Source organism: Nesterenkonia salmonea (assembly GCF_005771525.1).
Lineage (GTDB): Bacteria > Actinomycetota > Actinomycetes > Actinomycetales > Micrococcaceae > Nesterenkonia > Nesterenkonia salmonea.
This window is the reverse complement of record NZ_VAVZ01000008.1, coordinates 46,189-69,723: the sequence shown is the minus strand read 5'-3', so window position 1 is coordinate 69,723 and position 23,535 is coordinate 46,189. Positions and strand designations below refer to the sequence as shown.

Below are 23,535 nucleotides of genomic sequence, written 5' to 3'. Positions count from 1 at the left end.
AAGGGCAGGATTTGTAGGCAGGTCGACTCAGACCTCACTCGGCCGACGGATTCTGAGCCTCAGACACCCCGTTCGAGGCCCTGTCGGGCTCCTATTCCGGGACTTTGGACATGAAGAAGCCCCGTCGCGCCTGTTGCAGACGGGGCGGGGCTCGGTGGGTACTCTGGCTTGGTTTTATCAGTTGACTCCGACGAGAACCTTAGGAGCGGGCCTATGCACTGCGGGCCTGGCTCTGGGTCTTTTCTTGTCCTTCGGGTGGGGCCGCTCAGGGCCATTGGTGTGCTCACGTCGGCGTCTGACGGGTTCACGGAAGGGACCGCGGCCACGGCCGTCAATCTTCGGATCCTCCCACCGGCCCAACTGATAGAGATTGGTGGTCATCACCAGAATGCCCATGAACAGGAAGGCGGCCGCATAGCCGCGGATGCGGCGCCGATCAGGTGCGGCCAGGGCGAAGGATGAGTGGTCCTTGATCAGGCGGTTGTAGGACTCCACGGTCTGTCGGGGCACGTTGTAAGCGGCCTGCCATTCAGGTGTGCCGAACTGGAATCCTCCGGCCATGGCGTGTTTGTCCCAGTGCTCTCCTTCGAGCACCATAGAGCCACCCTTGTTGTTGCACAGCCCTCCCCTGGTCTCATCGGCGGGGACCTTGGACTTCGGCACCGGCAACAGGGTCTTGCCCTGTTCAATCACGGCATTGTTCGCCAACTGTCGAAGAGGACACGTCAGGGTGGGGTTCGGCCCGGATGCTGGGCAGCGTCCTTGGCGGCGGCCCTGTTCATCGAGTCCGGTGCGGAACTGCACCAGATACCGGGCGCGCTGCTGCAGTCGCTGCTGGTAGGTCGTCTCGTCAATACGCTCGGGGTCATCGATGTCGCGCTTATAGCGGTCCACGGTGGCGGTGATGAGCTTGGACATGGCCAGCATCGCCGGTGAGTAGACATTGCCCTCCAGGATCACCGCCCCGTTGAAGGTATACGTCTGTCCCCAGAACTCAAGTCGGTGATCGAAAAGCAACTCATAACCCATGCGTCGGGCCGGCACCTGGTAGTCCTGGGACTTCGGGGAGTTACCGTAGGCCCGATCACCAATGAGCTTTCCGATGTTGAACCCGGCCTCAGGGATGTGCCGCAGGGCATGGATTCCACTGCGGCCCGGCGATCCTCCCGGGGTGGAGAGGTTGACCCCAGCGACCAGGGAGGGGAAGGTCCGCTCACGGTCAGGATCGTTACTGGACAACAGGGAGAAAGTGCCCTCCCATCCATAGCCTTTCAGCTCCGCGGTGCGCTGCCCTGGGCCTGGGGCACGCTCCGGCGCGTGGTCACCGTGACGGGCGTAACTGCCGCCGTAGGGCTCGATCGCCATGAACTCGGAGCTGTCCTTGGTTCCCTGCTTGCCATAGGCGGCAACCAGTGTGGCGTCCTGGACGATGTCTCCGCTGTGACGCTCACGCACCCATTTGGGGATAGTGGCCAGGACCATAGCGTTGACCACGGTGCGCAGCCGCTCCTCCTTGATCATCCGAGCGTCCCAGTCCACTGCGGCCTCCAGTTCGATGAACTCTTCCTTGGTCATCAACCGGTTTCGTCGGCAGGGGTAGGGGTCGATGACCTCCAGCATCCGAGCGTTGGAGCGGCGCAGCCGGTGACAGAGCTGGTCGGGACTCAGGCCGGTGATGTCGAGACCCAGCTCCTCTCGGGTGCGTTCATCGATGCCGTAGACCAGCAAGGCGACTGCGGCGAACATCGTCAGGGGCCTGCGCTTGCGCGCCAACAGGAACCAGATGGTCAGCATCTGCTCGAAGCTTGCGAAAGGTCCACGCGCACCCCGTTTGTGGCTACGGTCGGCGGCGTCCCACCGTTCCAGTTTCACCGCAGCCAGTGAGTTCCGGGTGATCTCGCGGACGGTGAGAAGATCGCCGTAGGTGACATGTGCTGGGTCGTCGTAGCGTCCGCGTTTCTCAACCTCGAAGTCGTGGCCACTCACCGTTGTCTCACCTGCTCAGCGAAGCTGGCCCGGACCTGCTTGCGCTCCCGGCGCATCCTCTTGCAGTGCTCGGCGTTCTCCTTCCGGTACCGTGCCTTGCGCGTGGCGTCATAGTCACGCAGCAGCGCGGCCGACTCTTCGGCGGTGGCATCATCCAAATAAGGGATGATCTTCTCCAGCCCGGTCAGCGTCTTCAGCCCCGCGATGTTGAGGAAGACCGGCATCGGGCAACCTGCTTCGAGCACGCGGACCATCCAGGTGATCCGCATCCGCGCCAGGTTGATGCTCAGCCCTTCGGTGCGCGCCTTGGACTTATGCAAGGCATAGCCGGCCATGCCACCGTGGCGATTCTTCGCATCGGGCTTAAAGATATAAGCACCGGGGGCCACGGAGTCGGCCAGCACCAGCGCGTGGTCTTCCCATTCGGCGAGCATGACCACTTCGCGAGGCATCCGTCCCCCGGCGACGGTAACGATGACACCGTGCTCAGTCTCCTGCACATCCTCACGCCGGAGCTGAGCAAGTTCCGCAGCAGTCAGGCCGGCCCCGAGGCCATAGGCCAGGGCCGTCCAGCAGGCATGACGCATATATACAGTGCTCTGGGATGAGGCCCACATCTTCAGACGCGAGACCTCATCCGGACGATACGGCGCAGTAGCCGGAACCCGGCACAACCGTTCCATGGTGCGCGGACGGATGCCGCCTTCGATGAGGTGGTCACCGACCCACAGCAGACGTGAGCGCACCGCACCTTTCGCATTGCGGTTGAGATGGTCTGTCGCGCTCATCGCGTAATAGGCGATGAGCTCACGATCGAAGATCTCCTGCCGGTCCAGCTCCAGGCCCATCACTCGGTGGCACCAGTCCACATACCTGGCCACCGAGGCCATATAAGTATCCGGGGTGGAGATCGAGTCGACGATAGTCTCCTCCATCACCTCGATGACGAACTCGCGGATGACCAGCCAGTGTTCTGAAGCAACCGCTGTGCGGGGCTGGTAGCTGTGGATGGACTGACGCTCTGCAGCGGGGAGCGCCCGTGGTGTCTCACCCATCGCAGACCACCGATCCGTAGACATCGGCAACCCATAGCGCCGGTACGGGACGGTGCGCGGCTTCGCGTAGAAGTGCGCCTCCCGCCTCTTCTGCGTAGACCAGGCAGGGTTGATAGTGGTGGCCGCTCGCCGGCGAATCCCAGTGTCGCGACGTGCTCCGGGATGCGGTGCAAGCCCCGAGGGCTGCCCGGTATAGGGCGGTGAAGGCTTCGGCCCCACGGTGGTCTGGACGTAATGCTCGGCGACTGCGCCCAACATCGAGGGCAACAGGTCCCGCCAGGGTCCGGGCAGTCCCGCTCGAAGATGCTTGGTTTGCTCCCTGATCGGCATGGTCGTATCCATGCATAATCAGTGAGCGGCGGGGCTTCCTGTGTTCTGACGTCACGCGGTCGAATATACTTTCGAATGACTGAATCGGTCAACTGAGTCCGCTTTTTCGGTCTCAGTGTGCATTTGAGGTATCGCGTGCGAGCCGCTACTGGGAGCAGGTACTTTCGACGCCTAGAGTCGGAGAAGTGAGCGAGAAGCCTCTGAAGCCGCGTGACTACCTGAAGACCCCGCAGATCTTCGGTGAAACCCCTGATGCTCCACTGCGCGACGATCTCCATGACTACGGCGACCCGGAGTTCGCCAGAGCCTCCGCCGCCAGGCTTCAGTCTTCATTGGCCCACACCGCGCTCACCACGATGAGGGCCAAGCACATGAAGATGGCCGGGCTAAGCGAGAGCTCGGGCATTAAACCCCGCCAGCTCTACCGGCTTCTGCACGGAGAGGCATGGATGCAGATCCATGACATCGTTGGGCTCTCACGCGCGCTGAAACGCGACCTCGCAGTCGGACTAGGCTACGCCTCAGAGGATGGGGGCGTGCCTCGGATCAGCTTCGCCACCGGAGGGCGCCCCTCCCCCAAGAACTCATTCCTGGACTAAGGAGCCCCACCGCCAAGCATCAGTGGCTTCACTAGATCTTCACGGCGAGCAGCGATTATGGCACCCACGCCCAGCATCGCCAGTGCCACCGCAACGAGGATCAGCAGCCCGAAGCCGGTCTGAGCCAGCGCTCCGTCGGCGGATGCCTCTGTCTCGTCGTCCAGGTGTAAGAACCACGATGTCTCCGCGTGCTCGGTGAAGGCACAGCACTCTTCGGGGTGGGCCACCACTGCCAGGCAGTCCACGGTGCAGTTGACACCGTCCTGGTGGGAATGGTGACCTGGTCGCCGTCGCGGACAGGCTCATCGGGGACGATGATCTCGGAATCCCCGCTTCCCTCGTCGGACGGGCCTGACAGCTCATCACTCGCACTCGACTGAGATATCGGTGTGGCCTTGGGATCGTCTGCTCCATCACAGGGCGGGGCGCCAGAAGCTTGAGAGTCTTCGGCTGGTCTGGCGGATAGCCTAGTTGGAAGCGTCAGTCTGCGTAGGTGGTAGCGGTGCTCCGGGTTTCGGGTGTGTGATCTCGGGACATCGTGGACACCAAGTCTCATCACTTCTACGGCGGATTCCACCGGGTTTCAATGCGGAGGGGCTGAAGTGAGCACCCCGTGGGACTCTTCTATAAGTTGTTAAGCGGTGCTCGGGGCTGGAGTTGCTGCGGTAAGTGTTCGGTAGACCCATCGGGCGAGATAGAGCTTGACGCAGCGGCGTATCTCTGGTCAGCATTTTCGAGAGCCGATGTGGGTTCGTCTTTCAGGTGACCCAAGACGGCAGCTCCGGGCACCGTTAGGTCACCTGGGCTGACTAGGACGATTCCGGATGATTCCCAGGCCTAAGACGTGATCGACATTGTATCCGCAAACATCCCGATAGGACGGATCCTCGAAGCTGCGGAGATCGCAGACACAGCCCTCTTCCTGTCCAGGTCCCAGAGCAGCGCGATCACCGGCTCGAACCTCTACGTGACGGTGGGCAGAACCAGATCTGACTTGAGGTGTGGGTACTGCTGATACGGGTGCCGGCGGTCATCGGCTGGTGCTGCGGCCGGCGAGCTTGGCTGCGCTGGTGGCCGGGGCCAGGTCGAGGCGGCGCAGCAGCTGGGCGTTGAGAGCGACCACCACGGTGGAGACCGACATCAGAATCGCGCCCACACTCATCGGCAGCACGAACCCGACCGGCGCCAGCACACCGGCGGCCAGTGGCACCGAGAAGAGGTTATACCCCGCGGCCCAGCCAAGGTTCTGCTTCATCTTCCGATAACTGGCACGGGAGAGATCAATGACCGAGAGCACCGAGCGCGGGTCCGAGGAGGCCAGGATCACTCCGGCCGAGCCGATGGCCACATCGGTACCAGCCCCGATGGCGATGCCGACATCGGCCTGGGCCAGGGCGGGGGCGTCGTTGACACCGTCTCCGACCATCGCGACCTTCCTGCCCTCCGCCTGGAGCTCGGCGACCTTGGCGGACTTGTCCTCGGGCCGGACCCCGGCGAAGACCCGGTCGATGCCAAGCTCCTTGCCCACGGTCTCGGCCACCGCCTGGGCATCCCCGGTGATCATCACCACCTGCGCACCGACCGCATGGAGAGCCTCCACCGCCTGGCGGGACTCCGGGCGGATCTCATCGGCCAGCCGCAGCGCCCCGATCACCTCGCCGCCGGACAGCACATGGAGGATGATCGCACCCTCAGCCCGCCACTGATCAGCCACAGACAGCTCGGCGGCCTCGTGCTGGTCGAGCAGATAGGGGCCGCCGACCTCAATCACCGTGTCACCCTCGACGGTGGCCTTGACGCCGACCGCTGGGGAGGAGGAGAAGTCACTGGCCTTCGGCACCTCCAGTTCGCGGGTCCGGGATGCGCCGACGACGGCTTTCGCGAGGGGGTGCTCGCTGTCGGCCTCCGCGGCAGCGGCCAGGCTCAGCACCTCGTCGCCCGTTCGGCCACCGACCGGTACGACGCCGGTGACAGTGGGCTCGCCCTTGGTCAGCGTCCCGGTCTTATCGAAGAGCACCGCGTCCACGGTGCGCATCGACTCCAGCGCGAGGCGGTCCTTGATGAGCACACCGCCCTGGGCCGCCCGCTCGGTCGCGATGGAGACCACCAGCGGAATCGCCAAACCCAGGGCATGCGGGCAGGCGATGACCAGCACGGTGATGCTCCGCACCACAGCACTGTCGGGCAGCCCCAGCACGGACCAGACGACGGCGGTGATCGCCGCCGCGCCCAGGGCGAACCAGAACAGCCAGCCAGCGGCAGTATCGGCGATCCGCTGGGCACGCGAGGATGAGGCCTGGGCATCGGCCACCAGCTTCTGAATACCGGCCAGGGCCGTGTCCCCGCCGGTCGCGGTGACCTCGACCCGCAGTCCGGAGTCGGTGGCGACAGTGCCTGCGACGACCTGCTCACCGGGCTGGCGGCGCACCGTCTTGGACTCACCGGTGACCATGGACTCGTCCATACTCGCGCTGCCATCGACGATCCGCCCATCGGCCGGCACCGAAGCGCCAGGCCGGACGATGACGACATCGCCGACCATCAGGTCGGCCGGGGCCACCGTGACCACCTCAACGCCGTCGACCTTCTCTGCCTCATCCGGCAGCAGCGCCGCAAGGGAGTCCAGGGCCGAGGTGGTCTGGGCCAGCGAGCGCATCTCAATCCAGTGACCGAGGAGGAAAATCACCAGCAGCAGCGCCATCTCCCACCAGAAGTTCAGCTCATGGTCCAGTAGGCCCAGAGTCGCGCCCCAAGAAGCGACGAAGGCCACCGTGATCGCCAGTCCGATCAGCAGCATCATCCCCGGCTTACGCGAGCGGACCTCGGAGACAGCACCGGTCAAAAACGGCCAGCCGCCCCAGGCGTAGACCACCGTGCCCAGCACCGGAGAGACCCACCACACCCAGGCGGCCTCCGGCAAGGAGTACCCGATGACATCAGCGAACATCTCATTGAACCCCACCACCGGCACAGCCAGTACCAGCATGACCCAGAACAAACGCCGGAACTGGCCCACATGGTCATGGCCGCCGTGTCCCCCATGATTGCTGTGCCCCTCATGATCACCATGCCCCTGGCCGGCGTCATGACCGGCATGGGCCTCTGGACCGTGCACCACATGGTCTCCATCCACGGTGTGGTCCTGATGATGCTCGGAATGAGAGTGCGTCTGAACGGGAGGATTGTGGCCGGTCGGGTGCGTATTTGCGTCAGGTCGAGGCATAGTTCAATTCCTAGTCTTCTCTGTTGCCGTCTTCTGTTGCCAGGGCCGGAAGCGCCGTTATCTGTCAGCGTGTTTGCGGGAGGACCTGGAATATCTGCTTACTATCTGTACCATCGCACAGCCACTGGATCATGAGGCCGCCGAGAGACCCAGCTCACATGCTGTACCGCATCCGGAGCAGACATCAGAGCTCGTCGAGCATCTGTTCCATGTGGTCGATTTCAGCACTCTGGTCGGTGATGACCTCTTCCGAGAGCTCCAGGGCCTCGGGGTTCTCCCCCTCTTCGAGATGCTGCTCGGCCATGGTCACCGCGCCTTGGTGGTGCATCACCATCTGTTCTAAGAACAGCCTGGAGGCCTCCGGCCCCTCGGCGGCCTCCAGCTCGGCGAGGTGCTCCTCACTCATCATCATCATTCCCTCATCAGCCATCCCACCGTGGTCCATATCGGAATGGCCGCCGTGTCCGTTCCCGTCCTGGCCCCACGCCTCGAGCCAAGCGTTCATCCGCTCGATCTCCGGCCCTTGAGCCTGTTGGATCTGTTCAGCCAGCGCTGCCACCTCGGGGTCCACGTCGGGCGTAGCGAGCACGATGTCAGCCATCTCCACGGCCTGTTCGTGATGGACGATCATCCCTGCCACGTAGTCGAGGTCGGCGTCGTTGAAATCATCGGATGCTGTCTGGTCGGCAGCCTGCGTGGCCGACGCGTCGTTATCCTGCTCCTGGCTAGTATCGGAGTCGCCGCCGCAGCCTGTCAGGGTGATCGTCATGACGATCGCCCCCGCCAGAGCAGCCTGGGAAATTCGCATCACCTGAGGGCCTCCTGTTCTTCCATTCCGGTGTCGTAGTACCAGTCAACCCGAGAACGTTTCTTCCGGCGGTCCAGAACGAGGCATCTTCAGAGATCCTTCATCAAAACTCAACCTCTGCTACAGGCCGCAAGCAGACACACCGCCGGACTCCCCGTTCACTGAGTCTTCAGAGGACCCCGGCTGGACCAGAGGAGAAAGCATCAGCACAGAGCCCTGTGAGCTTCACCTGGCGATGGGGAGTTCGATGGTCATCAGCGTCCCCTTGCCTTGCCCCTCGCTCTGTGCGGTGACGGTTCCCCCGTGGGCTTCGACGATAGAGCGGACAATGGCAAGACCTATGCCCGAACCGCCGTGTTCACGGTCGCGCGCTGTGTCGACCCGGTAGAAGCGTTCGAAGATATGGGGAAGATGTTCGGCGGCAATCCCATCGCCGGTATCACTGACCTGTATTCTCACACATGCGCCGGCTTGGGCTGCACGCAGTATCACCTGCCCGTCCGCTGGGGTGTGCCGGAGTGCGTTGTCCAGCAGATTGGTGAGCACTTGACCCATCCGGTCCCAGTCCCCGCTGAGCATCACGTACCGGGTGGACTCATCCACTTCGCAATGGAGGGTGACGCCGCGGACAACGTACTTGTTGCGCGCTTGCGTCATGGGGTTGTCCAGAATCTCACCTACCATCACCAGCGATCGGCGCATACTCAGTCTGCCCTCCTCGGCGGTACTGACCAGGGAAATATCCTGAGCCAGCCGGGTTAGACGCTGTACTTGCTCGCGAAGCAGCCCCAAGGTGGTCTCGTCGGGTTCAGCGACTCCGTCGCTGATCGCTTCGAGATAACCGTCCACAGTCGCGATAGGGGTCCGCATCTCGTGGGCAAGATCAGAGAGAAGGCGTTTTCTGGTCTGCTCAACATGGTCCAGCTCTCCTGCCATCCGGTTGAACGCAGACGTCAGTTCGGCGAACTCCGCGCCCATACTGCCCTCGGGAACGCGAGCACTGTAGTCTCCTTGTGCGACGTGCGCCGCGGCCTGCCGGACCTTGTTCAACGCGCCGACCATTCGTCGGGAAAGAAAAAAGCTGATCACGATCGAGGCGAGAAACGCCGCGAGCAATGCCAACGAAAGAGACAACGTCCACGCGGCTTCAAACGCTTCCCGTGCATGGGCCACCACAGGCGGGTCTGTGGCTTCTGCCATGATCATATGGTCATGGAAGATGACCTGTCCGGTGATGAAGGCGACCACCCAGGCTGTGCCGGTCCCCACAGCAAGAACCAGGACACTGGATGCTAGCAGACGCGTGCCCAGCTTCCAGCCCCATCTCAGCTCAGCTGGCATCAGCCGGTCCCCATTTTGTACCCGACGCCGCGCACTGTCCGGATGAACCGGGGACTGGCCGGGTCATCCTGCAATTTTCGCCGGAGATGACCGATGTGCACGTCCACCAGATGCTCGTCGCCTACCCAATCCTGACCCCACACTTCGTTGATCAGCTCACGTCGGGAGAAAGCCATGTGAGCATCAGAGGCAAGCACCGTCAGCAGATAGAACTCGATAGGGGTCAGGTCGACAGGGGAGGTACCAAGATGTGCCTCCCGGCCGGGAACGTCAACCCTCAGCTCCCCCACAGTGATGACAGCAGGATGGCTTATCGGCAACTGCCGGGGCCTGCGAAGCATGGCCCGGATCCGCGCGACCAGCTCCCTGGGGCTGAACGGTTTCGACACGTAGTCGTCTGCCCCCACTGCCAGCCCGATAAGCCTGTCGACCTCTTCCGCTCGCGCCGTCAACATCACGACATAGCAGTCCGAGAACGTCCGTATCTGCCGGCAGACCTCAATGCCGTCGATCCCGGGCAGCCCCAGATCAAGGACCACCACCGCGGGGTTCTGCTCCTTGGCCTGGTACACCGCGTCCTGGCCGTTATCGCTGATGACCACGCAGAATCCATCTCGTTCAAGATAACTGCCCACCAGATCCGCCAGAGGTTTCGCATCGTCGACCACGAGGACCGTGGACTGTTCGGCCGGAGCTGGAGACGTCATGCCTCGATCGTAAAGCAAGGCTCAGCGACTATCGCTCTGGTCCAGGCACGATTTCTCTGAAGCTTCACCGCGCCACGCTCACTGTTCCACTGCGTCAGAGCCATATATTGGGTGTTATGAAAGTCTTGGTGATCGGTGCTCAGGGTGCGGTGGGCGCGACTGTCGTTTCCACATTGCGCGGTTGGGGGCACCAAGTAACCCCGGCCTGCCGGCGGCAAGCCCACGATGGTGGTGTCATCCTCGATCTGACGGCAAGTGATCTCCGACCGCTTGCCACCGCCGCGAACCGCCATGACGTGATCATCAATGCCTCAGGCGTTGAGAACCAGTTCCTGGCACGGGCCATCGGTGAAGCAGTGCTGATCGATATTAGTGCCTCTGGTGCATATCTGGCCGGACTGGTCGAGAACGCGCCCAACGCCGCTATCGTGCTCGGTGCTGGATTAGCACCGGGTCTGAGCACAGTTCTGGCCTCGGAGCTGCGCTCCTCTGTTGGTGATGCTATCGACGTAGCAGTCATGCTCGGTTCAGGAGAAAAACACGGTAGAGCGGCCATAGCCTGGACAGCCGGACTCATCGGGAGCGAGATCACAGACTCGGTCGACGAAGGCGTCGTGTACAACTTCCGCGAACACCGTTGGTTCACCGGAACCTCAGGGAAACGACATCTCTACCTGCGCGCCGGGTTCCCCGACCAGACTCTTATCGGCCAGAGGCGTGGACTACATATCCGCAGCTGGCTGACATTGAGCGATCAGACTGCCACCCGTGCGCTCTCGCTTATCAGCCGCCTTCCGCAACTGCGGGGATTGGTCAGCAAGGTACCTGCGATCGGGAACCAGGACTGGGCAGTCACCGTCATCAACAGGCGTACCGGTGAGACTCGTCAAGTCACTGGCACCGGCCAGTCCGAGGCTACAGGACACATCACCGCACTCGCCGTAGTGACTGCCATGAACAATCCCCCGAGACACCCTGTCACTCTTGATGCGATCCTCGGCTCCGCCGATCTCGCGAGACTTCCCGGCATCGCCATACCTCCGCTGTGAGGTTGCTTCTTCTGCCGAACGCAGAGAGCGCCCTACAAAACCTAGATGTTCGCGTGAATATTGACGGTTTGGGCGGGAACTTCAAGGTGCGCGGGCTCTGTGGGGCGCTTGGTGCTTGAAGTTCCCGCAACTTCCCGGTTCGCTTATATGTCTCATCTCTCCACTGTTGGGCTCAGTGCGTGTGTGCGGGTACGGCGGCATCTGGGGCAGTGATACGGCCGTCGATGACGGTGACGAGGTCATCCAGGACGTCACGATGAACGAGATCATGCGTCACGAGCAGGGTGGCGGTGCCGCGTTCGCGGGTGAGGCGGGCGATGAGCTGCATGATCTCGGCACCGCGCTCCTGGTCTAGAGCGCTGGTGGGTTCGTCCACGAGGAGGACTTCGGGTTCGTGGACGAGGCCGCGGGCGATCGCGATCCTCTGGCGTTGCCCGCCGGAGAGCTGGTGGGGGCGCTTGCCGGCGTGCTCGGTGAGGCCGACCGCATCGAGCAGCTCCTCGACACGGGCATCGATCTTCGCCTTTCTGGTTCGTTTGGTGCCGCCGCCGAGCCGGGCCATGACCTGCAACTGCTCACGAGCCGTGAGCGCGGGGAGCAGATTGGACTGCTGGAACACGATGCCTATGCGCTCTCGGCGCAGGGCGGTCGCGTCGGACTTCGATAACTGGGCGGCATCGATCGTGTCCGAGTCGTTGCCGATGAGGACGCCGCCGGAGTCGGGACGGATCAAGGTCGCGGCGACGGCGAGGATGCTGGACTTGCCCGACCCGGAGGGGCCGGTGATGCCGGTGACGGTGCCGTTGCCGCCGCGGAGGGTGATGTGGTCGACGGCGGTGATGCGATTGTCCCCGTCGGGGAAGGTGAGGGTGATGTTCTGTAGTTCGATCATCGGTTGCTCCCAAGGGCGGTGAGGGGGTCGGCTTTGGTGACGGAGCGCAGCGCGAATGCCGCTCCTGCAAGCCCCAGCACCGCCATCACGACGGCCGGGGCGAGCGTAGTCAGAGGGCTCACGACGAACGGCAGCGCCTGACCCGCGAGCGAGCCCAGCCCGGCGACGGCGGCGAGGCCGACGCTGATCCCGGCGGTGAGGACAATGAGGGCTTGGCCGAGGGAGTCGCGCACGAGCGACCCGGTCGTGGCGCCGAGGGCTTTGAGGACGGCGATGTCACCTGCGCGTTGCATCGTCCAGACGGTGAAGAACGCTCCCACGACGAGCGCGGAGATGCCGAAGAGCATGACGATCATCAGCCCGAGCGACCCGATCTCGGACTGGAACGCCTCCAGCGCGGTCAGACTCGAAAGCGGTGTCTCAGCGACTGTGCCTGTACCGGGGCCAATGGCTTCCCAGTCTGCGTCGCCGGTGATGGCAAGTACGGTGGCTTCGCCGGTGCCGCCGACACGCGTGCTCGCCTCGCTCCAGGCGTCCGGGGTCATGACGATGACCGGAGTGTGGCTGTACCAGAGGTCCTCGCCGACCATGGTGACGGTGAAGTCGTTGCCCGTGATCGAGATCGTGTCACCGACTGCGACACCGAGGTCCTCGGCCGCGCCAGATGAGAGGCCGACCTCGCCATCGTGTGTTGGAGTGAGGTCGAACAGCGGGTTCGATCCGATGCCAGAAGCATCCTGTGGCAGCCCGTACAGGGCGACTCCGATGCGGTCGTCGGTGCCGCTGGCTGCGGCGCGTGACTGGGCGATCCCGACCGGCGTCACCGACTCGACACCGTCGGCCTGTTCCCACGCCTGGAGGGTGTCGTCGTCGAGGGAGGAGGTCGCGAAACTGGCGTCGCTGTCTTCGGACTGCTGCAGCACCAGGCGGTCGCCGGGCAGCTGGAGCACGGAGGAGATGTTCTGGGCGGCGAGCCCTCCGGTGAGTCCGGAGAGAAAGCCGACGAGCAGGGTGATCAGAGCGACGACGGCCCCGATGAGCAGGAACCGGCCGCGGGCGAACCGCAGCTCTCTCCACGCGACGAACATGATGAATGCCTTTCCGCTCGCACACTTTGCCCGAGCCACCCTTTAACCCTCCTTCTAGGAAGCAGGGGCGGGCATCGCCAAAACCGCGGGATTCGCGGTCAAACTTTTGGTTGATGGCCGGAAAAGTCGGCGCGCATAGGCTGGGAGAGTCATGCCGCACTCGACCCTCGCCCCGGTGTTCACCGGACTCCGCCTCGGCCTGCACGCCCTCCTCACCGGGCTCGCCGGCTTCGCAGTCGCACGCGCATTCGTCGTCTCCTCACCGGCCGCGGTATGGACGCTGATTGTCGGGGTCGCGTTCGTCGCGGTCTATCTCGTCGGCGCATGGGCAGCCCGCGCACATACAGGAGCGGGGGTCTCACGGCGCGGCTTCGCACTCGCCTGGGTCATCGCGCTCACACTGCTGTGGGCAGTCCTGACATGGCTGAGCCCCGAGGGGGCCTATCTCGTTTTCCCCTTGTTCTTCCTCTACCTCCACGTCCTGCCCGGCCCCGGTGGGGTCGCGGCGATCGTGGTCACCACTGCGTTCGCGATCCTCGCGCTCGGCCTACACCTCGGCTTCAGCGTCGGCGGGGTGATCGGCCCGCTGATCGGCGCCGGTGTCGCTCTACTGATCGGGCTCGCCTATCGCGCCCTCACCCGTGACGCCGAAGAACGCGAACGGCTCCTCGCGGAGCTGATCCGTACTCGGCAGCAGCTCGCGGATACCGAACGCGAACAGGGCGCCCTCGCAGAGCGGGCACGCCTGGCTCGTGAGATCCACGACACCGTCGCCCAAGGGCTCTCCTCGATCCAGATGCTGCTGCGCGCCGCCGAACGCGACACTCCCGAACCCGGCGCCGGATACCTGGAACTTGCCCGTGAGACCGCGGCCGACAGCCTCGCCGACACCCGGCAGATCATCCGCGAGCTCACCCCGGCCCGCCTCGACGACGGCCTCGCCGCCGCGCTCCGCAGGCTCGGCCAGGAGCAATCCGACCGTGCGCCGGTCCTCGTCGAAGTGGCCGCTGAGGATCTCGACCTGCCGATGGGAACTCAGACCGCCTTACTGCGCATCGCCCAGGGCGCGCTCTCCAACGCGATCCGCCACGCGAACGCAACCAGGATCGTCATCGAGCTCGCTCGCGACGACGCCACTGTGTCCCTGGTGGCGCGTGATGATGGGCACGGCTTCGACGTGTCTTCGGCAGTCGCTGACTCGCACGAGGCCGACTCGTTCGGGCTGCACGCCATGCGCGAGCGCGTCGAACAGCTCGACGGCACCCTCACCATCACCTCGACACCCGGCAACGGCACCACGGTCACCGCCCGGCTACCGCTGCCGTCGGGAAGCGGGGCGGGATCATGATCCGGATCGTGCTCGCCGACGACCACCCCGTCGTCCGCACAGGCTTGCGCGCCATGCTCGCCGGTAACCCCGATCTCGATGTGATCGGCGAAGCCACAACTCCGAACGACGCCCTCGCCCTCGCCACCGATCTGAGACCGGACGTGATGCTCATGGATTTGCAGTTCGGCACCGACCAGACCGGGGCCGACGCGACCCGACGCATCCGTGCCCTCCCCGCACCGCCGGCGGTGCTGGTGCTCACCAACTACGACACCGACGGCGATATCCTCGGCGCGGTCGAGGCCGGAGCCAGCGGCTACCTCCTCAAAGACGCACCACCCGAGGAACTGATCGCCGCGATCCGCGCCGCAGCCGCGGGCGAGACCGCCCTCGCACCCGCGATTGCGGGTCGCCTGCTTGCCCGGATGCGTTCCCCGCAGCCGAGCCTCAGCACCCGCGAGACTGAAGTGCTGCGTCTCGTCGCTGACGGCGCGACGAACAGCGACATCGCCACGCGCCTGCACATCAGCGATGCGACCGTGAAATCGCATCTCGTGCATATCTACACGAAGCTCGGCGTCTCTTCCCGCACCGCCGCCGTCGCCACCGCCCGCGACACCGGCATCCTGAGATAGAGGTAGAACTGAGCCAGCGCTCCAGCCTTACCCGCCCGCGTGCTCACCGTGTGGCCCCTGCGCCGCTGCTCGGCCAGGAACGCGTCCGCGCACGTCGCTTCCCCAGCGGGCCGGTCAGCGACCGGGCGAACTTGATGATCGTCCTGCGGGTTCCGCGGATATGGCCATCGCTGAGCCCGGCTGCAGCCATCGCGATCGCGTGCTCGTCAACGATCTCCTGTTCGAAGTCCTCGGAATCCTGGGCAGTCCTCAGCACCTCGTCGGCAGCACCGCCACGCAGCGCGACGAGCTTCATGAGCCCGGCAGTTCACACTTGACGACCATGCGTCAATCACACCGACAAACCGTCACTGAGAGTGACGGTTTGTCACTCTGCGTCGCGGACGGCGGGACCATGCAACCACAAGGGAAGCGGGATCGTCGAGGCACAGAATCCGACCGGGAACTTCAACGCATAGAGATTCCGACGTCGTATTCTTCCCCTCGTCCTGCGCCATCCTGTTGAGAACCTCAAAAATCTACACCGTACCGGTCAAGCTTGGCCCATCCGGTGTGTTGACCACTAACCGCTGAACTCGGTAACCCTTGGGCGTAATGGAGTTTTGATGAAGATTCTCTGAAGATCGGCAGAAGGTGTCCCACCATAGGGCGAGTTTCCGGTTGACTGGCAATCGCTGTCTAGTAGTCACTATCGGAAACGACCTAGGAGGGTGCCATGACGACCACGACCTCGGCGCCGGCAGGCCTGATACCACCCTCAGAGGATCCATGGCGCGGGTTCATCCCTGGGTCATGGATGGCCACCGTCGATGTGCACGACTTTATCGTGTGCAACTACAGCCCTTATGAGGGCGACGCACAGTTCCTCTGTGGCCCGACGGACAAGACCACGCGGCTGTGGAATACACTCGAGCGCCAGTACCTGGCCCACGAGCGCAGACTGCGAGTCTATGACGTGGACACCACTACGCCTGCAGACATCGATGCCTTCGGCGTGGGTTACATCAGCGAAGATGACGACGTCGTCGTGGGCTTGCAGACCGATGTTCCCCTCAAACGCGCCATGATGCCCAACGGCGGGTGGCGAATGGTGGAGACCGCGATCAGCGAAGCCGGTCATGAACACGACCCCCGGATCAAGGAGATCTTCACCACCTACCGCAAGACGCACAACGATGCGGTCTTCGACATCTATACCCCACGAGTCACAGCCGCGCGCTCGGCGCACCTGATCACTGGCCTGCCGGACGCCTACGGACGCGGCCGGATCATCGGCGACTACCGGCGGGTCGCCCTCTACGGAGTCGATGCCCTCATCGTCGACAAGGAGCGGATGAAGGACGCTGTCGCCGGTCAGGACTTCTCCGAGGACTGGGCACGCTACCGGGAGGAGCACTCCGAGCAGATCAAGGCTCTGCGAGCACTGATCCGGATGGGTGCCCGGTACGGATTCGACATCGCCCGGCCCGCCGCTGATGCGCGCGAAGCCGTGCAATGGACCTACCTGGCCTACCTGGCGGCGATAAAGTCCCAGGACGGTGCGGCGATGAGTATCGGGCGGTTGTCGGCCTTCCTCGACGTCTACATCGCCCGTGACCTGGCCGCGGGTGCGCTCACCGAGACCCAGGCGCAGGAACTCATCGACGCACTGGTGATAAAACTGCGCATCGTGCGATTCCTGCGCACGAAGGCCTACGACCAGATCTTCTCCGGGGACCCCTACTGGGCGACGTGGACCGATGCCGGCCTGGGTGCAGACGGGCGCACGATGGTCACCCGTACTTCGCTGCGGCTGTTGCAGAGCCTGCGTAATCTGGGTCCCGCTCCGGAGCCGAACATCACCATCCTGTGGGACGAGGCGCTCCCAGAGACGTTCAAGGACCTGTGCGCCGCGATCAGTGTGCAGACCTCCTCAATCCAGTACGTGTCCGATGAGCACGTCCGGGACCACTGGGGCGACGACGCCGCGATCGCCTGCTGCGTTTCACCCATGCGGACCGGCAAGCAGATGCAGTTCTTCGGAGCACGGATGAACATCGCCAAGACGTTGCTGTATGCGATCAACGGCGGGCGCGATGAGATGACCGGGTCACAGGTGGTGGAGGGCTTCGACCCGATCTGCAGTGATGAGCCGCTCGACTACGAACAGGTTTGGGCGGCGTTTGACGCCATGCTCACCTGGGTGGCCCAGACCTACGTCGAGGCGCTGAACATCATCCACTACAGTCACGACAAATACGCTTACGAGGCCATCGAGATGGCCCTGCACGACAGCGAGATCGTCCGGACCCTGGGTTGCGGTATCGCGGGGTTGTCGATCGTGGCCGACAGCCTCTCGGCCATCAAATACGCCACCGTCACCCCCGTGCGCGATGACACCGGATTGGTGGTGGACTTCACGACCGAGGGAACATTCCCGGTCTACGGCAACGACGACGACCGCGCCGATGAGATCGCCCAACTCGTGGTCTCCACTGTCATGGACAGGATCCGGGCACTTCCGCGGTACCGGAATGCCGTCCCCACCCAGTCGGTGCTCACGATCACCTCCAACGTCGTCTACGGCAGGGCGACTGGATCGTTCCCGTCCGGCCACCGCAAGGGAACACCGTTCTCCCCCGGCGCGAACCCGGAGAACGGGATGGACACCCACGGTATGGTCGCCTCGATGCTGTCTGTAGCCAAACTCGACTATGCCGACGCCTTGGACGGGATCTCCCTGACCAACACCATCATGCCCTCGAGCCTGGGGCACACCGAGAGGGAGCGAGTGCGCAACCTTGTCGGGATCTTAGACGCCGGCTTCGGGTCGGGGCTGTTCCACGCGAACATCAACGTTCTGAACCGGGCCACGTTGGAGGACGCGATGGCCGACCCCGAGAGCTACCCCAACCTGACCGTCCGGGTCTCTGGGTACGCTGTGAACTTCGTCAAGCTTACCCGAGAGCAGCAGCTCGACGTGCTCTCCCGCACCTTCCACTCATCCTCTTGGGGCCCGCCATGAGCACACTGTCCGCCCTGCCGGTCACTGACCAGTCGGCCCTGGCGATCGAGGGATTCGACGCACCCGAGCACCGGTTAGCGGGGACAGGGTTGGCGGGGCTCGCGGAGACGACACTGCCGCGCGAGAAGCGGCTCGAGGCGATGCGGGTCGGCGAGCTGGGATCGATCCACTCCTGGGAGCTGTCCACCGCAGTCGACGGACCGGGCACCCGGCTGGTGGTGTTCCTGGCCGGATGCCCGCTGCGCTGCTTGTACTGCCAGAACCCCGACACCTTGCGGATGCGCGATGGGCAGGCCGTCAGCGCCGAGGATCTGCTCGCGCTGGTACGCCGCTACCGCCCTGTGTTAGCGGCCACCGGCGGCGGGCTGACGCTCTCCGGCGGTGAGGTGCTCATGCAGCCGGTGTTCGCGGCCCGGATTCTGGCAGGTGCGCAGGCGATGGGTGTGCACACAGCGATCGATACCTCCGGGTTCCTGGGCACCGCCTGCACCGAGGAGATGCTCGCGAACACTGACCTGGTCCTGCTGGATGTGAAGTCCGGGATCGAGTCGACCTACACCCGCGTCACCGGCCGGGCGCTTGGCCCCACCCTGGATTTCGGACGGCGAGTCGTGGCTGCCGGAGTGGAGCTGTGGATCAGGTTCGTGCTGGTACCGGAGCTGACCGACGCCGCGGAGAATGTCGAGCCGGTCGCCGCCTATGCTGCGACCCTGTCCACGGTGACCCGGGTGGAGGTGCTGCCCTTCCACCAGATGGGCCGGGACAAGTGGGCGACGCTAGGCCGGCCGTATGCTTTGGGGGACACCTCACCGCCGGCGCCGGAGCTCACCGAGCGGGTGCGGGAACAGTTCCGCGCGCACGGCTTGGTGACTCACTGACCGCCCGTGCTGCCTGCTGGACACCTCTACCGACTGCCGCTCACCATAGCGCCAGTCCAGCGACGTGAGGAGGCAATGAACGCCTGCTCCTAATCCCTCAAGCCTTCCGACGGGTCTGCGACAGCGGGCAAAGGCAGGTGAGAACCTCCGATGTGCGCACCAGCATCGTGATCGGGGTACCTCGCTCTCAGGTGCAATGCGACCCCGAGTCTGTGGTCCGTGCCACGGACCAGGTATCGGGTGTGTCCGAGGTACTGGGTCATCATGGTGTGCATGGCCTCATCGATCCGAGCGAGAACCCATCCGGGCGCGGCCGGCGGGGATGAGAACTCAGACTCGGCAGTCAGGGAGCGACGACGGTCCTCGAATGCTCGGGGTGTTCAGCCTGTTGGGGAGGCAGGTCATCTGCTCGAACGTCGAGGGCCAGCCGCGCAGCGTCAAGAGCGGATGACCCTTGGGCGTAATGGAGTTTTGATGAAGATTCTCTGAAGATCGGCAGATGGTGTCTGACCATCGGGTGATGTTCCGGTTTAATGACAATTGCACCGAAAAGTCCAGGATTCCCGGCAGTAAAAGTCATGCAACACCACTCTGGGTAGCTCGGATGAGTTCAGGTGCACAATGCAACGCCGGCCGCTCGTTCTTCGACGAAGTCCCATGTTCTTGAAAAGCACGTTCATGGCAACGTCGGGGAAACGAGCAGGTCGACAGCCGATGACCGAAGATGAATGAGGTACAGCAATGAACAAGATACGTGTAGCGGTCAATGGTTACGGCGTCATCGGCAAAAGGGTAGCGGATGCTGTGCTTCTGCAACCCGATATGGAACTCACCGGGGCCGCTGATATCACCAGCGACTGGCGTATAGCCTCAGCAGCCGGGCGCATACCGATCTACGCAGCCACTGAGCAGGCCCAGCCGGAGATGGTCGCCCAGGGGATCCCAGTGCAGGGTTCCTTCGGTGAGCTCCTGGATGGTTCGGACGTCGTTGTGGACTCCACCCCGAAACATGTCGCTGCCAAGAATATTGAACGATACCGCTCCGCTGGACTCAAGATCGTCCTGCAGGGCGGTGAAGCGCACGAAACCACTGGTCACTCCTTCGTCGCTAGTGCGAACTACGAAAGCGCACTCGACCGGGAAAGCACCCGGGTCGTCTCGTGCAACACGACCAGTATCGTCCGAGTCCTGGGAGCCCTCGACGACGCCGACCTGCTGTTGCGGGCACGCGGGGTGCTCTTTCGGCGCGCCACAGACCCCTGGGAGTCCCATCTGGGCGGGATCATGAATACTGTGGTCCCCGAGCAGAAGATTCCTTCGCACCAAGGACCCGACGCGCAGACCGTGCTGCCGGACTTGGATGTCATCACCATTGCCGCAAAAGGCTCCCACACCCAGACGCATAACCATTATTGGACACTGCAGCTGACCCGTGAGGCGAGCACCGAAGAGGTTCTTGAGGCTCTCCGGGGGGATTCACGCATCGCATTCATCCGCATGTCCGACGGGCTGACCGCTCTCAACTCGACCGTTGAGCTGATGCGGGACCTCGGCCGGCCCCGCGGCGACATGTGGGAAGTCGCCATTTGGGAGGACCTGGTCACGGTCAGTGGCAACGAGGCATTTCTCACCTATCAGGTCTGCAATGAGGCCATCGTGGTTCCGGAGACCATCGACGCCATCCGCGCCCTCACCGGCAGTGTCCGGCAGGCCGGGGCGTCGATGACAATCACCGATGAGACCCTCGGTATGCGCCAGGACTTTCTCAGAGATTCGGGGGTGGCCTCGTGAGCGCACCTGATTTCAACCACGATGAACACCAGCACCACCAGCACGAAGAGGAAAGAACCCCGCAGCGCACAGGGGGCACGCCGCTATATGCCTGGGCCGTTGTGGCATTGGCGGTCTCCGGCATTATTATTTACCTCCTCGTGGACCACTGGCCCCATGTGCTGGCTGCTCTGCCGTACCTCGGCATCATCGCCATGATGCTGATGCACCTGTTCATGCACAAAGGCCATGGGGGCCACGGCGGCAAGGCCGGCCCGAAGGACAAAGGCAGCTCCCACTCAGGACAACACTAGAAGAGCGGTGTCAGATGCCGTTGTGCCTCAACTGGCCTGTCTGCAGCTGGTGGACGCTGAGAAAAACCCTCAACCCTATGAGCAACAACGTCAGGACCATGCGATGCCAACCTCACAGACTGTCAACAAGGATCTTCTCAGTGGTGCAGTCACAATTGTTCTCAGCGTCTTCACCCTAGGTACTGGCCTGTACTTCATGGTGCTGCGACCCCCGCTGCTGCCCGAAGACATCCGGTTCTCCGGCATCGACACCACCACCCTGCCACCAGCCTTCCTGGAGTGGCTGGGCGTTGTCTTCCCCACATGGGGTAGGTTCATCACCGGGTTCGGCATCGTTCTGCTGGGAATCGGCATCTATCTGCTCTCGGCCCGGATACTGTGGCTCTACCTCGGCACGGCCGCCGGGATTCTGGTCGCGTTCGGACGCTTCTTGTACAGCAATATCGCCATCAGCTCAGACTTCGTGTGGTTCATCGCCGCCATGTTCGTGCTGGCTCTGACTCTCGCGGTAGTCCTGATGATCAAACGCGGACGATAAACCACACCTCTTTGAAAGGAGAGCATGAACAACTGGTATGTGATCACCGGCGGCCCCAGCTCAGGAAAGACCACGACAGTGAATATGCTCAGCGGGCTGGGCTACTCGACCACGATCGAACACGCGCGCCACTACATCGATCTTCAGCACGCCACGACTGGACAGACAGTGGCTGAGATCCGGGCCAAGCAGATGGACTTCCAGCGCGGAGTCCTCCAGATGCAGCTGGAGCAGGAAGCCGAACTGGATCCACAGGAGACGGTGTTCCTGGACCGCGCTCTGCCTGATTCCCTCGCGTACTACCGCTTCCTTGACCTGGAACCGGACTCGCGGCTGCTTCAGGCTCTTCCCCACGTACCGTATAGAAAGACCTTCATCCTCGACCTTCTTCCGCTAGCCGCCGACTATGCGCGCACCGAGGACACCCAGGCGCAGCAGCGTATCCACGAGCTGCTGACCGAGGTCTATTCGTCACTGCCGGTGCCAGTCGAAGCGGTTCCGGTCCTTGCCCCGGAGCAGAGAACCCAATACATCCTCGACCGTCTCGAATAACAACAGCAAACTCGTAAGGAGACCCCTATGGCAGGATTGACGCTCACCTCCCTCGGCGGGGCAGGAACGGTCACCGGCTCCAAACACCTCCTGGAACATGACGGCAGCCGGATCCTGATAGATTGCGGGCTCTTCCAGGGCCAGAAGAACCTACGTGAACTCAACTGGAAACCGCTGCCGGTCGAAGCACCCAGCATCGATGCGGTGATCCTCACCCATGCCCACCTCGACCACACCGGGTATCTGCCCAGGCTGATCCGCGAAGGATTCACAGGTCCGATCATCTGCACCGAAGCAACACGAGACGTCGCTGAGCTGATCCTCACAGACAGCGCCTGGCTCCAAGAGCAGGAGGCCGCGTTCCTGAACCGCATCAAGAAGTCCAAGCACTCACCGGCGCTTCCGCTCTACGACTCACGGGATGCACAGCGTGCCCTCGACGCCTTCATCACCTACCCGTTCAACGAACCGCTCCAGACGCCCAAAGGCGCCACGGTCCAGTTCCGTCGCGCAGGACACATCCTGGGGGCAGCCACTGTCGATATTCACTGGGGTGATCGGCGGATCGTGTTCTCAGGGGATCTGGGCAGATACGGCGACCCGGTGATGATCGATCCCGCCCCGGTCCGCGAGGCAGACTATGTGGTGATCGAGTCGACCTACGGCGACCGTCTTCATGATGCCTCCCACACCGCAGAGACCTTGGCCGATGTCGTGGAACGCACAATACGACGAGGCGGAACCGTGCTCATCCCCTCCTTTGCCGTCGGGCGCGCGCAGACCCTTCTGTACCACCTGTGGAGTCTGCGCCGATCAGGTCGACTGCCCGCTGTCCCGATTTACCTCGACAGTCCGATGGCCATCAACGCCAGCGATCTCCTGCATGCTCATCCGCACGACCACCGCCTGGACCCCCAGACCTGCGAGGCAGTGTGCAACATCGCCACCTACACCCGCGATCCCGAAGAGTCGAAACGCATTTCACGTAACAGCGAGCCAAAAATCGTCATCTCTGCCAGTGGTATGGCGACCGGCGGCAGAATCCTGCACCACCTCAAAGCGTTCGGGCCTGATGAGCCGAACACCATCCTGCTGGCGGGATTCCAAGCCGCAGGAACACGCGGACGCGCCCTCCTCGAGGGCGCCCATGACCTCAAGATCCATGGCGACTGGATACCTATCAAGGCAGAAGTGGCGAACCTTCCCGGACTATCAGCACATGCAGACGCCGCTGAACTGATGAGGTGGCTCTCAGGATTCCGCCAGGCACCGGAGAAAGTCTTCATCGTCCACGGTGAGCCCCAGGCCGCGGACACATTCCGCGCCCGGATAGACCGTGACCTCGCATGGCAAGCAGTCGTTCCACGGCAGAACCAGGTCTTCACACTATGAAAGCACACCGATGTGACCGCGTCGAGAAGCGCGCTCCAGACCCG

General features: G+C 63.3%; 23 protein-coding genes. 12 read left to right on the top strand and 11 right to left on the bottom strand.

Going from position 1 to position 23,535, the window contains the following annotated elements; all coding sequences use genetic code 11:
• Positions 1–177 precede the first annotated feature (177 nt).
• Both FEF26_RS04430 and FEF26_RS04425 read right to left on the bottom strand, forming a co-directional pair.
• Positions 178–1,986, bottom strand: coding sequence for a hypothetical protein (locus FEF26_RS04430; RefSeq protein WP_138252334.1), 1,809 nt, complete (start codon positions 1,984–1,986; stop codon positions 178–180).
• Positions 1,983–3,371 carry a hypothetical protein gene (locus tag FEF26_RS04425; RefSeq protein WP_138252333.1) on the bottom strand — a complete coding sequence of 463 codons (1,389 nt, stop codon included), beginning with the start codon at positions 3,369–3,371 and terminating at the stop codon, positions 1,983–1,985. The genes FEF26_RS04430 and FEF26_RS04425 overlap by 4 nt, the downstream gene beginning before the upstream one ends.
• A gap of 185 nt (positions 3,372–3,556) precedes the next feature.
• Between FEF26_RS04425 and FEF26_RS04420 the strand changes: the two genes are divergently transcribed.
• The gene (locus FEF26_RS04420; RefSeq protein WP_138252332.1) at positions 3,557–3,970 is read left to right on the top strand and encodes a hypothetical protein; all 414 of its coding nucleotides are present in this window, start codon (positions 3,557–3,559) and stop codon (positions 3,968–3,970) included.
• Here the strand turns inward: FEF26_RS04420 and FEF26_RS04415 are convergent.
• The gene (locus FEF26_RS04415; RefSeq protein WP_138252331.1) at positions 3,967–4,215 is read right to left on the bottom strand and encodes a hypothetical protein; all 249 of its coding nucleotides are present in this window, start codon (positions 4,213–4,215) and stop codon (positions 3,967–3,969) included. The two genes, FEF26_RS04420 and FEF26_RS04415, sit on opposite strands and share 4 nt — an antisense overlap.
• A 599-nt stretch (positions 4,216–4,814) precedes the next feature.
• On the opposite strand from FEF26_RS04415, the gene FEF26_RS16365 reads away from it, so the two are divergent.
• Positions 4,815–4,985: an SDR family oxidoreductase gene (locus FEF26_RS16365; RefSeq protein WP_138252330.1), complete on the top strand. Its 171-nt coding sequence runs from the start codon at positions 4,815–4,817 to the stop codon at positions 4,983–4,985.
• A 15-nt stretch (positions 4,986–5,000) separates the two neighbouring features.
• Here FEF26_RS16365 and FEF26_RS04405 read toward each other — a convergent pair whose 3' ends face one another.
• The 4 genes from FEF26_RS04405 to FEF26_RS04390 all read right to left on the bottom strand — a co-directional run bounded on the left by FEF26_RS04405 (position 5,001) and on the right by FEF26_RS04390 (position 10,049).
• A complete protein-coding gene (locus tag FEF26_RS04405) occupies positions 5,001–7,193 on the bottom strand; it encodes a heavy metal translocating P-type ATPase (RefSeq protein ID WP_208012841.1) in 2,193 nt (730 codons plus the stop codon).
• Positions 7,194–7,377: 184 nt separating this feature from the next.
• Complete coding sequence (locus tag FEF26_RS04400; protein WP_138252329.1) at positions 7,378–8,001, bottom strand: DUF305 domain-containing protein; 624 nt, start codon at positions 7,999–8,001, stop codon at positions 7,378–7,380.
• Positions 8,002–8,226: 225 nt separating this feature from the next.
• Positions 8,227–9,342: a sensor histidine kinase gene (locus tag FEF26_RS04395; RefSeq protein ID WP_138252328.1), complete on the bottom strand. Its 1,116-nt coding sequence runs from the start codon at positions 9,340–9,342 to the stop codon at positions 8,227–8,229.
• Positions 9,342–10,049 (bottom strand): response regulator transcription factor, encoded by a 708-nt coding sequence (locus tag FEF26_RS04390; RefSeq protein WP_138252327.1) that lies wholly within the window; start codon positions 10,047–10,049, stop codon positions 9,342–9,344. Before FEF26_RS04390 ends, FEF26_RS04395 begins: the two co-directional genes overlap by 1 nt.
• A 116-nt stretch (positions 10,050–10,165) precedes the next feature.
• Between FEF26_RS04390 and FEF26_RS04385 the strand changes: the two genes are divergently transcribed.
• On the top strand, positions 10,166–11,098 hold the full coding sequence (locus tag FEF26_RS04385; RefSeq protein WP_138252326.1) for a saccharopine dehydrogenase family protein: 933 nt from the start codon (positions 10,166–10,168) through the stop codon (positions 11,096–11,098).
• A gap of 172 nt (positions 11,099–11,270) precedes the next feature.
• Here FEF26_RS04385 and FEF26_RS04380 read toward each other — a convergent pair whose 3' ends face one another.
• Complete coding sequence (locus FEF26_RS04380; RefSeq protein ID WP_138252325.1) at positions 11,271–11,990, bottom strand: ABC transporter ATP-binding protein; 720 nt, start codon at positions 11,988–11,990, stop codon at positions 11,271–11,273.
• On the bottom strand, positions 11,987–13,078 hold the full coding sequence (locus FEF26_RS04375; protein WP_138252363.1) for an ABC transporter permease: 1,092 nt from the start codon (positions 13,076–13,078) through the stop codon (positions 11,987–11,989). Before FEF26_RS04375 ends, FEF26_RS04380 begins: the two co-directional genes overlap by 4 nt.
• Before the next feature lie 151 nt (positions 13,079–13,229).
• Between FEF26_RS04375 and FEF26_RS04370 the strand changes: the two genes are divergently transcribed.
• Together FEF26_RS04370 and FEF26_RS04365 are read left to right on the top strand one after the other, a co-directional pair.
• A complete protein-coding gene (locus tag FEF26_RS04370) occupies positions 13,230–14,426 on the top strand; it encodes a sensor histidine kinase (protein ID WP_138252324.1) in 1,197 nt (398 codons plus the stop codon).
• Positions 14,423–15,043, top strand: coding sequence for a response regulator (locus FEF26_RS04365; RefSeq protein WP_138252323.1), 621 nt, complete (start codon positions 14,423–14,425; stop codon positions 15,041–15,043). Before FEF26_RS04370 ends, FEF26_RS04365 begins: the two co-directional genes overlap by 4 nt.
• Positions 15,044–15,086: 43 nt before the next feature.
• Here FEF26_RS04365 and FEF26_RS04360 read toward each other — a convergent pair whose 3' ends face one another.
• Positions 15,087–15,338 carry a hypothetical protein gene (locus tag FEF26_RS04360; RefSeq protein ID WP_208012840.1) on the bottom strand — a complete coding sequence of 84 codons (252 nt, stop codon included), beginning with the start codon at positions 15,336–15,338 and terminating at the stop codon, positions 15,087–15,089.
• A 420-nt stretch (positions 15,339–15,758) separates the two neighbouring features.
• Between FEF26_RS04360 and pflB the strand changes: the two genes are divergently transcribed.
• Together pflB and pflA are read left to right on the top strand one after the other, a co-directional pair.
• Complete coding sequence (pflB, locus tag FEF26_RS04355) at positions 15,759–18,047, top strand: formate C-acetyltransferase (RefSeq protein WP_138252322.1); 2,289 nt, start codon at positions 15,759–15,761, stop codon at positions 18,045–18,047.
• On the top strand, positions 18,044–18,925 hold the full coding sequence (gene pflA, locus FEF26_RS04350) for a pyruvate formate-lyase-activating protein (RefSeq protein WP_138252321.1): 882 nt from the start codon (positions 18,044–18,046) through the stop codon (positions 18,923–18,925). The genes pflB and pflA overlap by 4 nt, the downstream gene beginning before the upstream one ends.
• Positions 18,926–19,268: 343 nt before the next feature.
• Here pflA and FEF26_RS04345 read toward each other — a convergent pair whose 3' ends face one another.
• Positions 19,269–19,505, bottom strand: a complete 237-nt coding sequence (locus tag FEF26_RS04345) for a hypothetical protein (RefSeq protein ID WP_138252320.1) — start codon at positions 19,503–19,505, stop codon at positions 19,269–19,271.
• Between the two features lie 161 nt (positions 19,506–19,666).
• Between FEF26_RS04345 and FEF26_RS04340 the strand changes: the two genes are divergently transcribed.
• The 5 genes from FEF26_RS04340 to FEF26_RS04320 all read left to right on the top strand — a co-directional run bounded on the left by FEF26_RS04340 (position 19,667) and on the right by FEF26_RS04320 (position 23,491).
• Positions 19,667–20,716: a type II glyceraldehyde-3-phosphate dehydrogenase gene (locus FEF26_RS04340; RefSeq protein ID WP_138252319.1), complete on the top strand. Its 1,050-nt coding sequence runs from the start codon at positions 19,667–19,669 to the stop codon at positions 20,714–20,716.
• Positions 20,713–21,009: a DUF2933 domain-containing protein gene (locus FEF26_RS15885; RefSeq protein ID WP_208012839.1), complete on the top strand. Its 297-nt coding sequence runs from the start codon at positions 20,713–20,715 to the stop codon at positions 21,007–21,009. The genes FEF26_RS04340 and FEF26_RS15885 overlap by 4 nt, the downstream gene beginning before the upstream one ends.
• 103 nt (positions 21,010–21,112) lie before the next feature.
• Positions 21,113–21,547 (top strand): hypothetical protein, encoded by a 435-nt coding sequence (locus tag FEF26_RS04330; protein ID WP_138252318.1) that lies wholly within the window; start codon positions 21,113–21,115, stop codon positions 21,545–21,547.
• A 24-nt stretch (positions 21,548–21,571) separates the two neighbouring features.
• On the top strand, positions 21,572–22,099 hold the full coding sequence (locus FEF26_RS04325) for an AAA family ATPase (protein WP_138252317.1): 528 nt from the start codon (positions 21,572–21,574) through the stop codon (positions 22,097–22,099).
• Positions 22,100–22,126: 27 nt separating this feature from the next.
• The gene (locus FEF26_RS04320) at positions 22,127–23,491 is read left to right on the top strand and encodes an MBL fold metallo-hydrolase RNA specificity domain-containing protein (RefSeq protein ID WP_138252316.1); all 1,365 of its coding nucleotides are present in this window, start codon (positions 22,127–22,129) and stop codon (positions 23,489–23,491) included.
• Positions 23,492–23,535: the final 44 nt, after the last annotated feature.